The sequence below is a fragment of the Rhodococcus sp. no. 34 genome (assembly GCF_054589475.1).
In genome coordinates, this window is sequence record NZ_BAAILK010000003.1 from 1 (window position 1) to 11,762 (window position 11,762).

The 11,762-nt window shown below is 59.3% G+C and carries 20 protein-coding genes; 4 read left to right on the forward strand and 16 right to left on the reverse strand.

Going from position 1 to position 11,762, the window contains the following annotated elements:
- Positions 1–301: 301 nt before the first annotated feature.
- From ACYP01_RS00125 to ACYP01_RS00200, 16 genes are all read right to left on the reverse strand, one after another.
- Positions 302–1,621: a PIN-like domain-containing protein gene (locus tag ACYP01_RS00125; protein WP_459678032.1), complete on the reverse strand. Its 1,320-nt coding sequence runs from the start codon at positions 1,619–1,621 to the stop codon at positions 302–304.
- Between the two features lie 82 nt (positions 1,622–1,703).
- Positions 1,704–2,375, reverse strand: coding sequence for a hypothetical protein (locus ACYP01_RS00130; RefSeq protein WP_459678035.1), 672 nt, complete (start codon positions 2,373–2,375; stop codon positions 1,704–1,706).
- Positions 2,372–2,833: a hypothetical protein gene (locus ACYP01_RS00135; protein ID WP_459678037.1), complete on the reverse strand. Its 462-nt coding sequence runs from the start codon at positions 2,831–2,833 to the stop codon at positions 2,372–2,374. The genes ACYP01_RS00130 and ACYP01_RS00135 overlap by 4 nt, the downstream gene beginning before the upstream one ends.
- A complete protein-coding gene (locus tag ACYP01_RS00140) occupies positions 2,830–3,348 on the reverse strand; it encodes a hypothetical protein (RefSeq protein ID WP_459678039.1) in 519 nt (172 codons plus the stop codon). The genes ACYP01_RS00135 and ACYP01_RS00140 overlap by 4 nt, the downstream gene beginning before the upstream one ends.
- A gap of 249 nt (positions 3,349–3,597) precedes the next feature.
- A complete protein-coding gene (locus ACYP01_RS00145; protein WP_459678041.1) occupies positions 3,598–3,909 on the reverse strand; it encodes a hypothetical protein in 312 nt (103 codons plus the stop codon).
- Positions 3,910–3,959: 50 nt separating this feature from the next.
- On the reverse strand, positions 3,960–4,178 hold the full coding sequence (locus ACYP01_RS00150) for a hypothetical protein (RefSeq protein WP_459678043.1): 219 nt from the start codon (positions 4,176–4,178) through the stop codon (positions 3,960–3,962).
- A gap of 69 nt (positions 4,179–4,247) precedes the next feature.
- Positions 4,248–5,204 carry a hypothetical protein gene (locus ACYP01_RS00155; RefSeq protein ID WP_459678045.1) on the reverse strand — a complete coding sequence of 319 codons (957 nt, stop codon included), beginning with the start codon at positions 5,202–5,204 and terminating at the stop codon, positions 4,248–4,250.
- Complete coding sequence (locus tag ACYP01_RS00160) at positions 5,201–6,109, reverse strand: YqaJ viral recombinase family protein (RefSeq protein ID WP_459678048.1); 909 nt, start codon at positions 6,107–6,109, stop codon at positions 5,201–5,203. The genes ACYP01_RS00155 and ACYP01_RS00160 overlap by 4 nt, the downstream gene beginning before the upstream one ends.
- Before the next feature lie 240 nt (positions 6,110–6,349).
- Positions 6,350–6,706: a hypothetical protein gene (locus ACYP01_RS00165; RefSeq protein WP_459678050.1), complete on the reverse strand. Its 357-nt coding sequence runs from the start codon at positions 6,704–6,706 to the stop codon at positions 6,350–6,352.
- Complete coding sequence (locus tag ACYP01_RS00170) at positions 6,703–6,981, reverse strand: hypothetical protein (protein ID WP_459678052.1); 279 nt, start codon at positions 6,979–6,981, stop codon at positions 6,703–6,705. The genes ACYP01_RS00165 and ACYP01_RS00170 overlap by 4 nt, the downstream gene beginning before the upstream one ends.
- Entirely contained in the window at positions 6,978–7,166 is a 189-nt protein-coding gene (locus tag ACYP01_RS00175) for a hypothetical protein (protein WP_459678054.1), read from the reverse strand. The genes ACYP01_RS00170 and ACYP01_RS00175 overlap by 4 nt, the downstream gene beginning before the upstream one ends.
- The gene (locus ACYP01_RS00180) at positions 7,163–7,408 is read right to left on the reverse strand and encodes a hypothetical protein (protein ID WP_054825682.1); all 246 of its coding nucleotides are present in this window, start codon (positions 7,406–7,408) and stop codon (positions 7,163–7,165) included. Before ACYP01_RS00180 ends, ACYP01_RS00175 begins: the two co-directional genes overlap by 4 nt.
- A 117-nt stretch (positions 7,409–7,525) precedes the next feature.
- Positions 7,526–7,684 carry a hypothetical protein gene (locus ACYP01_RS00185; protein WP_459678057.1) on the reverse strand — a complete coding sequence of 53 codons (159 nt, stop codon included), beginning with the start codon at positions 7,682–7,684 and terminating at the stop codon, positions 7,526–7,528.
- Positions 7,681–8,415: a phage antirepressor gene (locus ACYP01_RS00190; protein ID WP_459678059.1), complete on the reverse strand. Its 735-nt coding sequence runs from the start codon at positions 8,413–8,415 to the stop codon at positions 7,681–7,683. Before ACYP01_RS00190 ends, ACYP01_RS00185 begins: the two co-directional genes overlap by 4 nt.
- A gap of 106 nt (positions 8,416–8,521) precedes the next feature.
- Entirely contained in the window at positions 8,522–8,767 is a 246-nt protein-coding gene (locus ACYP01_RS00195; protein ID WP_459678061.1) for a helix-turn-helix transcriptional regulator, read from the reverse strand.
- 249 nt (positions 8,768–9,016) lie between these two features.
- Positions 9,017–9,238 (reverse strand): helix-turn-helix domain-containing protein, encoded by a 222-nt coding sequence (locus tag ACYP01_RS00200; protein ID WP_459678063.1) that lies wholly within the window; start codon positions 9,236–9,238, stop codon positions 9,017–9,019.
- 153 nt (positions 9,239–9,391) lie between these two features.
- On the opposite strand from ACYP01_RS00200, the gene ACYP01_RS00205 reads away from it, so the two are divergent.
- The 4 genes from ACYP01_RS00205 (at position 9,392) to ACYP01_RS00220 (ending at position 11,677) form a co-directional block, all read left to right on the forward strand.
- Positions 9,392–9,814 carry a hypothetical protein gene (locus ACYP01_RS00205; RefSeq protein ID WP_459678065.1) on the forward strand — a complete coding sequence of 141 codons (423 nt, stop codon included), beginning with the start codon at positions 9,392–9,394 and terminating at the stop codon, positions 9,812–9,814.
- Positions 9,807–10,181 (forward strand): ImmA/IrrE family metallo-endopeptidase, encoded by a 375-nt coding sequence (locus ACYP01_RS00210; protein WP_459678067.1) that lies wholly within the window; start codon positions 9,807–9,809, stop codon positions 10,179–10,181. Before ACYP01_RS00205 ends, ACYP01_RS00210 begins: the two co-directional genes overlap by 8 nt.
- 62 nt (positions 10,182–10,243) lie before the next feature.
- Positions 10,244–10,411 carry a hypothetical protein gene (locus ACYP01_RS00215; RefSeq protein ID WP_459678070.1) on the forward strand — a complete coding sequence of 56 codons (168 nt, stop codon included), beginning with the start codon at positions 10,244–10,246 and terminating at the stop codon, positions 10,409–10,411.
- 3 nt (positions 10,412–10,414) lie between these two features.
- The gene (locus tag ACYP01_RS00220; protein WP_459678073.1) at positions 10,415–11,677 is read left to right on the forward strand and encodes a tyrosine-type recombinase/integrase; all 1,263 of its coding nucleotides are present in this window, start codon (positions 10,415–10,417) and stop codon (positions 11,675–11,677) included.
- The last annotated feature ends 85 nt before the right edge of the window (positions 11,678–11,762 follow it).

Genomic DNA, 11,762 nt, shown 5'->3' on the forward strand with positions numbered 1-11,762 from the left:
CCCCGGATCACCGTGTGCCCCACGACAGCGGGGACGTTTGAGTCCATCCAGGCAGCGGCGCACTACGGCGGGAGACCGTCTTGGTGCGGGCTTGGATTCCGTGCTCCCGGCGTGTGAGTCGGGACCGGGCGGTGACTTAAACCTGGATGGAAGATTGTGGCGTTGATTCCTGGAGCACCCACCGGTGATGTTTCGGCTAGTGCATCAACAGATCCAGACGCGCCCCTGGACGACGAAAGCGCGAGGCGGACTTTCATCCACTACTCGCGCCAGCGCGCTTAGCCTAACACCTCAGGTGCCGCTATTCCGCTAGCCGCCGTTCGTCTTCCAAGCGCTGGTCCTCTTCCAATCGCTTCGCAGCTAGATAGCGCACCTCGTCTAACTCACGCATCCGCAGCTCGTCGAACCTACTCATCTCCGTAGCGGCCATAATCTCGCGCATCTTGCGACTCTTGGCCGCTCGGCTACCTTCGCGAAAAGCCCGATTGAAGGTATCTTCGTCTCGACGCAGGTCGCCCTCTGAGAGAAGCTGAAGGATCTTCAGCGCAGCTTCAGCACTCACCTCGTCGAACTCGCCAATCCCCTCAACCATATCCAGAGCCCGTCTAACGTGCTGATATGCCGAACTTCCCGTGGGGTACCGCTCAAACGCAGTTTCGTAGAGGCTACTTAGCGAAGGGTGCCTAAGCTTACTCAGCAAAGCGTATTTCTTCACATTCTGTTCATTAAGAGATCGAACAGTATCTAGAGTGGTCTCGTCAATATCGGCACTGAGATACGTACGCGCCAGTCGAAGAAACCCTTCCAGCGACTCTTGATGGTATTGATAATCATCCGTCTTGACGCATTCACTGAACTCTCGACGCAACTCCGGTCGCGGACCAATTATTCTATTCTTCCCCTTCTTGTCGTCGATAAGATACCAATCTTCTTTCATGTCGTTCGTAACCAATAACACGTGGCTCGGATTTTTTTCAACCCGCGCCTTAATCTCGGCCCAAATCAAATAATCACCTTCAGGGTCATCTTTCTTATCCGGACCCATTGCATCACAGTAACCAGGCGGGATCTTCTTGGGGAACCTGTTTTTTATCGCTTCGGTGGTTCGTTCTTTCAGTTCCTCCACCGAAGGTGCCGGACCGCTATCGATCGCCCCAGAGAGAAGTTCATCTATAGCCTCCCTAATAGGGTCATTCGCAACAATTACATCATAGTCAATGACATGCGTGAGGCGTAGAGACTCAACCAGCCTTGAGCCTTCATCAAATAGGCTATCGAACTTATCGGTTAATTCCTTACTTACCGATTTGTCTTTGATCGATTGCCTAACTGTATCCGCCAGCTTTTTCTTAGCGGAAGTAACTGTTTCAGCAACTTCACGAAAGGACGAAATCTGTTCACGCGCTTTGGTTAAACGATTCCGCTGAAACTCATGCGCTACCTGATGCGGAACCCACACCCGCGACTTCACAGTCTCCTGTGAAAGAAAATTCAAGACCTCCGAGCGCTGCCCCTCCCCAAGCCTATACAACTGAAGGAGAATATTTGCGTCGAGGACGATTACTCCATCGACAAAGACCTGACGAAGCGTGTCGTCGTCCAACTTGTACCACTCGGGCATTAGATTCCGCACAGGACTCCCTTATTCATTCTCGGTGCGACAGAAAAATTTGATACTACAAGCTGCCATTTTCCTGATGCAATCAGGACGATCGCGCCCGGGATGGAAACATCAGGTGGGCGTCCAGAACATCGCCCAGAATGAATAGTTCAGCACGGGTTGAGACAACACATCGATCGCCATGTATTCGTCCAGCTCTCCGCAACGTATCCACCCGCTTTGGTGTTAGGCCGGCAAACTCGGACCCGAGCTGCTTAGCCACTGCGCCGATGGCGGCGCGATGCAACAAGGTGTTTCGTGCTTCGAGGTGCATTGCGGGGCTGACACAAACCACGTCATCAGCAGGCAAATCCATCGCTCGACGGCACCGTCCCATTGCCCCCTCAATACCGCGGTAAGCCTCTTCGCTCCCTTCCGTCATGGCGAGCGAAACCACGTTCTGGTCTAGCCATTTGCCAATACCGATGATCGAATCTGATCCGTCGTAAGTGATCCCGCGTGACTCACAGACATGACGCACCCAACCCGCAAGCTCGTTTCGCAAGCCATCGCTAGCAGCGGAAGCGCCTATGTTGAGCGGAAGCGGCTGCTCGTCACTACCTGATCGGATCCGTACCCCTCCTTTTCCCGTTCGATCCTGGCGAGTGATCGTGATCGCGAGATCATCCACAAGGTCTGGGATTTCACGCAACAAGGACACAAGTTCCCGCTGGCCGACCTTTGGAATGAAATACACAACCTCTTCCGTGCTCACGCGCCCCCCTCCTTAACCGTTACGAACAGAGCGTCTGCGATGTCGTGCAGGACTCGGGCGATGGAATCCCGGCGATTACTGCCGCCGATGTCGTACCCGCGCTCCAGATCCTCTGCCGCCTTGCGGTATGTCAATGCGACAGTGTCATTCGGCCCGAGATAGAGCATGTACGGCTTCGGGATGGTCACGGTCGTTCCGGTTTCGGTGGGAGCAGAGCCAACCGGCGAGGAGGCGGGTGCGTGCACGATCGCATCGGCGAGGTCAACCGGATCCCAATCGGCGGGGAGGTGCCATCCGCAATCATCAGATTCGAGGACGCCTTCGAGGAATGTCGTCAGTGCCTCCGCTTTCGTCTCCTCCTCGGTGGCTACAGGACGGGCGTCATCGCGCATTTCGTCTATTGCCGCCGCAAGCTCCGATCCGATTCGTGTGAACTTTGCAATCCGGCTTTCGGTCATGAGTTCTCCTGCGTCAGTGTGAAGTTGCGGGCGAGTTTGCTGGCGAGTCGTGCGACGTCGTAGGCCGACCGTGCGTGTCTGAGTTGGCCGCCACCGATTCGTGCTTCCCATCCGGCCTTGCGTCGTTCTCCGGGTGAGACGAGCACTCCGGGGTAGGTGCCGAGTGGTTGTGAGCCGTTCTTGTTGGGTCGGATCTGGATGACGTGGTTGGTCCAGGGGAAGCCGAGGATGGCGCCGAGTATTTCGGCGGTAGCGAGCAGTGCTGTGGGGTCGACTGCAGCGCGGCCTTTCATGTGCCAGCTCGGTCGGTTGATAGTCTCGACAGCGACGAGGTCTACGTCATGGATTTGCAGGAGCGTCGCGCCAGCTTCGAGGACTGCGAGGACGTAGCGCCGTTCTGCGGGAAATATCTCCCCTTCTGAAGTGATTGTGCGGTGGGCGATGATTTCATCGCCTGAGAGGACGCAGAGCCCCGTTGCGCGCGCTCCGGGGTCGATCCCGAGGACGGTTCTCACGCGACACCTGCACTCAGTGGCCCTGTGGATAACTCGATTTCAGTTCCACGCCGGCCGCGCGAAGCAGCGGCATCCACGTTCGATCCGCTCACATCCGAGGGAAATCGTCCTGCCCCCCTGTGCGCGTTGCTTACAGATACCAAACGAGATTTTGCTGTTAGTAGTTCTTCGTTAGTTACGTCCGTCCGTCCGTGCACGTGCTTGAAGCAGTGCTTAGGGACAGTGCTTAAGCACGTGCTTGAGGCACTGCTAAAACTGCCAACATCCGCATTCGATTCCATGATTTTTGATGCACCCGCCCTTCTTCGCTCGAAGCTTCCTGGCTTTCGATTCGTCATCGCTGAGCTGGTATTCGTCCCATCCGTGGATCTCCCATCCACCTGCCACCACGTCCCACATTCCGACTTCGACGAGCTTGTCCGCGTCGGCTTTTCGGGCGTGAATGAACGGCAGAGCACCCTTCGGAATGAACCCATCGGTGCCGTGTTTCCCGCTGTAAGTCATCGCCATCACCGCCGCAAATGCCGCGCGATACTGGCCGGAGTCGACGAGTTCAAGCACTTTCGGATGGTCTGCAAGGCTCGTATCGAGCCGAATCCATGGCAGTCCCACTACTTCTGGCCTTCTTTTTTCAGGTCGTCACGCTCGCGGTGCAGCAGCTCGGCTTCAGCTTCGAGCTGCGCCAGTTCCGCCCGGTTCAACTGCGTGTACGGACCCTCGATCGTGCTGTGGGTGATTCGATCCCGCAGACGCTCGGACTGGGTGTGGATACCGTCCAGGCGCTCGTCGAGCAGACGGAGCCTTGCGGTACGGATCTCGTCGTCGGACATGTGGAAAACTCCTGTGCATAAGCCGGGCCGCCACCATCGATGGCGGCCCGGATCAGTTGCGAGTAGGGACTACTGGGCGGGTTCGCCGTTGGTCATGAAGTCCAGGACCGCGGCGACCTCGGCGCTGGTGAGGTCCTTCGACTTCTGAATCTCGGGGCGGTTCGTGCGAGCACGCAGGAACGCAATCGCCTCGTCCTTGTCTGTGATACCGCCCTCGGCCAGAGCGTCGACGAGAGCCTTGATCTCGGCATCCGACGCCAGGACAACTGGCTCGGACACAGGTTCGGTCACCGGATCGGGAGCGGGTTCCGGGGATTCCGTCACTCCGAGCTTCGCGGCCAACCCAGCAGTTCCGCCCTTCGGCGCCGCGACGCGCTCAGACTTGACCCGCGTCGGGTCCGCGGCCTCCTCGAGCTCGAGCTCCTCGCGGGTGTACGCGATGCCGAGCAGGATGTCCGGTGCGATCTTGCGGCAGACCTCGGATGCGGCCTTCGCGTAGAGCATCGCCTGAGGATCCTTGAGGTACTTCTCGTTTCCGATCAACTTGCCATTGCCGTTGAGTGCGAACTTTCCGGTCTTCTCGTCGATCGTGGGCACGTAGCCCGCGCGCTCTGCACGCTCCATCGTCCAGGTGCTCGTCTCGACGTGAGACTCGTTGTGGCGCTGCGCTGACACCGTCACGGATTCATCAGTCGATTCCTCGGTCCACACCTTGTGGCCCTTGGACTTCATCAGCGCCACCATGGTTCGGGCGTAGATGGCCGGCATGCCGTGGACGACGAAGATCTGCTGCAACGACTGGATGGGGTTCAGCCCCAGTTCGGCGCCGTAGAGGATGGCGGCAGTTCCGTCATTGGGCTTGCCGCGGTAGATCGACGGGACGAGCGAGGTGTTGCACATCTTTTCGGCCAGGCTGAACGCTGCGTCCATCGCCTCGGCGTGCTGCATCAGTTGCCCGATGGCGGTCTGCGGCTCGACAGGCAGAACGACGGACTGTGCTTCGTAGTGCTCGATTTCGGTGCTCATGCTGAGATTCCTTCGATCGTGGCCGGATCGGCCTTGGTGTTGGAGCGGAGTGAGATTGAATCGCCACGGCCCGGTGTCCGCGTGGCGATCTTGAGATCGATAACGACTGCGGTCTGTGCATTGCCCATGACGTCGAGGACGCGAGTCTTCAATCCGCGCAGGCGCTTCGTGATCCCTTTGTCGTCGGCCACTGCGGTCAGGTAGTCCGCGGCGAGGTCGGGATCGAGTTGGACCTCGCGGCCGTCGATCTCGGGGTGCAGTCGACGGACGGTCTCGTAGGTGCTGATCGTGTCGTCGAGTTCGGGCGGTTCACCAGCGGCCAGGCTGGCGTTCCACTTCCGCACGGCGGCCAGGATTGCTGCAGCAATATGCGCGTTGTATTCGATGACGTAGATCCGCGGGCGCCCATACTCAGGGCACAAGATCAGGTTCGCGGGCTCGTGGAATCCGGTGATGCGCTGCTGCCAGATGATCTGCGCGGTGTAGTCAGCCGGGACTTCTCCGGATCCGTCATCGCCATACTCCTGCAGGTCTCGCGCCTTCTTGACCTCGACAACCTTGCGCCGTTTGCCACGTGAAGCCCGGCGGTCGATAGTCGCGGCATTGGGGAATTCGAGCTCGTCGTCGGTGTACTGAACCTCGCGCTGCGAGATTCGCCAGCCGGGATTTCGGCGCAGCCAGTAGTCGCGCGCGGCGAGCTCGAGCGAGTGGCCCCAGTCGTAATCGTCTTGTCGGGCTTCGCCGACAGGTTCGGCGGGGAGGTTGCCGGCCATCTCGTGCCACAGCGAGTACTGGGATTGCCAGCGAGAGAGGCCGAGGATTGCCGGGATCTTCGAGGCGGTAGGCATTCTCAGCCACTCGGGCGAACCAGGCTCTGCCTTGTCGGTGACGATGCGCGAGGTCATGATTCGCTCCTCATTTCCTGAGATCGGGCGTGTGCGTCCAGGTCTCGGCGGTCGAGAGTCTCGCCATAGCAACCGGCGGAACGGCAATTGGCGGATCGGATCATCGGACAGGTTCCGCACTGCCAGGTGTTGAGCGAGGAATTCACTTGCCTGCCTCCTGTGCATGGTCGCGGTCTGCTTGGTCCCAGAACTCGGCTGGATCGTCCTGGTCGTCGAGACCGTCGTCGTAGTCGAAGTGCGTCATTTCGTCGTCCCTGGAGATGGGCTCATGTCGGCGAGGTTGGCCGTCTTGCGCCCTGCATGACGAAGCTTCAGGCAGTGGTCCCACCAGCGGCCCGCCTTCTCGACCGTCGATTTCAGTCGCCGAATCTCGCTCTCGTAATGCACGCGGGTCGACTTCTCGCGAGAGCGCGACTGTTGCAGCAGGAGTTGGTAGCGACTGATGACGTCGACCTTGTCTAGACAGAAAAGGAACTCTGGATCGTGGGCATCGATAACGGTGCCGTCCGCCATTTTCTTGTCGACCCATGCCTGAACTGCGGCCTTGGACTCGTCGGTCTGCATCTCAGGTGACCATTGCCAGGGCAGGCGAGTCATGACTTGCCGCGATCCGCGCCGATGATGACGAAGTTGCCCTTGGCGTTTGCCCGATCAATCACGTAGTCGAGCGCTTCGGGAAGGATTGCCACCATGCAGCCGTGTCGCGCGGCGGTCCACTCATCCTTGGTGTTCGTGCCGGCAGTGGAGATCACGAGGTCCGCCGTTGCCGGAAGTTTCGCCGTTTCGTGAACCGTAAGATTTTTTTCGCCGAACGCCTCTCGCATGGACTTGATGAGCGACGCGTTTTTTGAATAGAGCGCAACCTTGGTCATGCCACCTCCTCGTTTGAATTGGTTCGGTAGGTACGGCGCACGCCGGTGTGGCCGTGCTTTACCTCGACGTCAGTGCTCCCGAAGCGCTCGATGATGTGAGCTTCGAGTGCTTCGGGAGTTGTGAACGTCCGCTGGATGAATCCAAATGGGTTGAGTAGTAGGTACTTGACTGTTGATTCGCTCATCGGACACCGCCGAAAGGTGTGTAGGCGCCGAGGAATACGAGCCCGTTCAGGATGACGAACGTGCAGACGATCGCGATCAGGTACTTCCACCACTGCAACTTCGGCGCGGGTTCGAGCTGCACGGCGCGGTGGCTACCCACGCGCTTCGGCTCGGCTCGCTGCGCTGCACTGTGGGTGTCCCAAAAGTCGGCGATCTTCGAGTCAGTTGCGTTGTCTGGCGGGGTGTTTTGGGTATGCGTCATCGCAAAATGTCCTTCGCAGGAGAATGGGAGTGCGGGAAGTTTGGGCCGGTGGCGTCGGCTTGCCGGCCATCTGGACCGGCACGGTCCTACGGTGGTGACGACACCGGGGTCGGTGGGTTACATCGGAAGGATGTGCAGCTCGTCGCCGTAAGCGGAATCAGTTCCACCGCCGACGTACTCGAAGCGGAAGAATCCGCCATACTCACGATCGGACTTCTGGGCTGGCTTCACACGGTCGAGAGTTGCGATCGGCAAGCCATTGAAGGTGAGAGTCATGCTGCAGCCTTCCGATCACGAATACGCTTGCGAATCAGATCGATTCCGCGCGGGGTGATGCGGAGCGTGTAGTGATTGCACGAGCCCCAGGTGTGATTGACGACTGTCTCGCGCGCCTCGAAGTGCGGCGCGAAGTCCGCGTAGAAGTCGTAGAGGACGTTCCCGCACTGTGCATGCCGGACAAAGATCATCCGCTCTTCGAGCAGGAACATCCGAAGTTCCTTCTCCTTCATATCGAGGATCTTCGCGGCCTCGCCGACGAGCCGACTGCCAGCCGACGCGGTGAGATAGTTCTCCGCGAGTTCAGCCTTGGGCTCAAGCTCTGCCACGCGCTCGGTGAGTGCTGCGACGCGGGTGGCTGAAATCGAGAGTGCTTGGTGGATCAGTTCGTCGTCGGTGAGCGCCGGCGCCGTGGAGTAGGTGCCGGTGTTCCGAATTGCGGGCCACACCTCATGGGTGAGGAAGCGGCGAAAGCGGCGTGCTTCAGGCTTGCGGGAGTCGAGAACGAGATCTGTTGCGCCATCCTCGGACACGACCCACATGTTGCGGTTCTGTCCTCCCGACCTGATTGGGGTTAAAACCCGATCAGCTTCGTCGAGCCGTTCGACAGCGGTTCGCACGTCCTTAATGTCGAGCACCTGACAGATGTCGAGGGCAACCGCCCAACGCTTGCCGCCGATGTCGACGGTCCGGATCTCGGTGGACTCGTAGGAGAACAGTTCGATGCTCATGCGCCCTGTCCGATCCTGTTCGATGGGGTAACCTCAGTCATGAGATTCCTTTCGTGAGAGTTGGGAATTGATTGGCCGTCATCTGTTCGCGCAGGTGGCGGCTTTTTCATGCGGTCTGGTCGAACTGCTTCCGTCGGCGCTTTGCGACCTGCCCGGTCGACAACTGCTCTTCTTCGCGCAGCCATTGATCGAACGTGTCAGCTTGAACTCGGACGGCATTGTTGCCGGTTCGAATATGGGGGAGTGGATGGTCTTTCCGGTCGAAGAGCCGGTAGACCGAGGTCGGATTCATCGACAGTGTTTCGGCGATCTGGGCCGCTGTCAGTGCGGGCCGGATGGTACGAGTGCTCACGGTGGCACCTTCATATCGATCCTTCTTTCACTCTTGCGGAACGTGTCCACGTCCAATGTGTCGGACGTGTTGGACCTGGTGGCATCGGTCGGCGCGTTACCTCCGCAGTGTCGAATGTTGCTGCGGGTCTGCACCTTTGAACCAGTGGCAGGTGTATGAGCGGCGCGCTCGCCAGGTCGGTCTATTCGCTATGAAGATGTCAAAGGTCGCGCCAGGTGGTCGCCTGACGAAAGATGTTGCGAGAGTTGCCTATGCGGCCGGAATGGCGATTTCGTGGACGAGTGTGTCCAGCGGCCTGCCGGTGGCCTTCTTGAGTGCCATCAATGTGGCAATCGTGGGGGTCGTGCGTCCCGATCGCAGGTTGGCGACCGTGCTGCCCGAGAGATTGAGCTTGTGGGCGAGCTTCTCATCGCTACTCAGTCGATAGATGCGACGAGCTTCGTCGAGAACCTCAGGATCTAGGCGGATCATATTCACCTCCTCGGCTGCTCTTGCTGATGCTCGGCAACTATTGCATACGGTCGGCAATGATTGCAAGCGTGTAATTCGAAATGGGTTGTATTCGCAGATCAAGACCATCGGCAAAACTTGCGCATCACCCATTGCTCTGGCATGATTCGGGCCATGGATCACAGTGACTGGCTTGAGCGCATTGCACCTGCGGAAGCTGCTAACGCGATTGCGAAGCGCTCCGGGCTATCCCCACGGACGGTTGCCCATCAGGTCAAGCAGGGATACTTTCCCGCAGAGAATGTGATTGCGATTGCGATCGCATATGGCGCAAACCCTGTCGGCGCGCTCGTAGATACGGGGTATCTGGCGGCCGAGTACGCAAAGCAGGTTGACCCAATGACTGCGCTTCGTGAAGTCTCAGATGAGCAGATCGCAGACGAGGTACTGCGTCGTATGACCGCCGGAAGCCATCCCGCGTTTGAAACTCCGATTGATGAATACATCAGCGACTCCGATCGACACCTGCGTTCCGTCGCGGACAACTCACCCCGCGAGGACGGACACGGAGGTGACGAGAGTGCTTGGGATGCTTGAGCGCATCGCCTCTGGGCTGGGGGTCAGAATCGTCGAAGCGGAGCCACCACAGGGGAAGGGGTGCTACACCCACCAGTCCGGGGTGATCCTCCTTGCGCCGTGGCTGAGTCACCGCGAGAAGGTTGGCACGCTGGGGCACGAACTCGGGCACGCAATCGCCGGTGACGAAGCCGTTGAAGATCCGCGTTTCGCCGCAAGGCAAGAGCGCGCGGCCGATCAGTTTGCGGCAAGGCTCCTCATTAACCGCCGCGAGGTCGAAATCGCCGAGCGCGCCTACGGCCCGAACTGGCCGAAGATCGCACACGAACTGGGAGTGACCGAACATCTACTCGGCGTATGGCTGGAGATGCACACAAACCGCAACTAGCAATCAAAAGCCCACGCTCCGAGGCACCGGGGCGTGGGCTGAACTGTCCAGGAAGGGACACGATGAACGTACCTGACCCGAGGCTCGACGACGATCTCGACGTCGAGGCGCTACTCAAAAGTGACAAGCCATACCTGGCTTGCACATTCTTCGGCGAGCCTGACGAGAGGGATGTGTGGGACACGGAAGTGGAAGCCGCCGACGACCCAGGGCCCGAGTGGGGCGCATAAAAAGTGAAGCCACAGAAACGAACCCGCAACGGCAAGGTCCGCTGGATAGGCCGCTACTACGGCAGCGACGGCCAGGAGTACAGCCAGACCTTCGATACTCAGGGCGCGGCAAAGGACTGGACCGCCGATCGCGAGCGCGAGCTGCGACGTGGCGAGTGGATCAACCCCAAGGATCAAGAGGTCACCGTCGGCAAGATGTGGACCGACTGGGAGAACGCAGCCAAGACGGACGGCACCCGGAAAGTGCGCGAGCTTGTCGGCCGCAATCTCGGTCGACTAGAGAACGCGCCGATCGGAGCCGTTAAGCCATCAGACGTGCGCGCCTGGAAGCAGCAACTCGAAAGCGGTCGACACTGGGTGAAGGGCTGCAGTGGACTCAAGCCCAACACTGTCGACGGATGGTGCGGACAGATGGCCGGATTCTTCAATATGCTTGTCGCCGACGGGCTGCTAATCAGATCGCCCGCCGCCGGCATCGGCAAGAAGCGCAAACAACAGAACACGGTCCGACCGGTCACCCGCGCCGAGCTTGTCACTGCCGACGAGGTATGGAAACTCGAAGAGGCCGCACGCCTTGGAGTGCCGAAGGGGCGCGGCAGCGTGCCGCCGTACCGGACTTTCGCTCGCATGATCATCGTCGGCGCGTCGACCGGGTTACGCGGGGGAGAGATCGCCGGGATTCGCATCAGATCGGTCGACTTTCTTCGGCGAGAAATGACCATCACCGAACAGTCGAAAACCGCCACATCGACCTTCACATGGGCGCCGTTGAAGACGGCTGCAGCGGAGCGAGTGCTTCCACTTTCGGATATGGCAATTGACGCGATCGCGGAAGAGTTGGCCGAGAATCCGTGTGAAGACCGGTCGATGCCCGTCTTTCGCACTATGCGCGGTCGCATGTGGTCGTCGTCCACTGTCGCCCACTCGTTCAAGGCCGTGCGGAGGCGTGTAGGCCTAGACGAGCAAGTGACCTGGCACAGTCTCCGACACTTCTATGCGAGTGCACTGATCCATGCGGGAGCGTCAGTGAAGACCGTCCAAGTCAGGCTCGGACACGAGTCCGCAGAGACGACTCTCGAGATATACACACACCTTTGGCCGGGTGAAGACGAGCGGACCCGCTCGGCGGTGGACAACGCTCTGATGCGGGACCAGTGCGGGACCGATGGGGATTCGGAGGCAAAAACGAACGAAAACGCCCCGGCCGAACCGAAGTCGACCGGGGCGAAGACGAAGCTGAAAGCGGTTCGCAAACAAGCTATTTAAGCTCTGCGGATGTCTTTCCGAGCAGGCGGCGTGCGACGATGAGTTGCTGAATCTGCTGCGTCCCTTCGAAGATGTCGAGAATCTT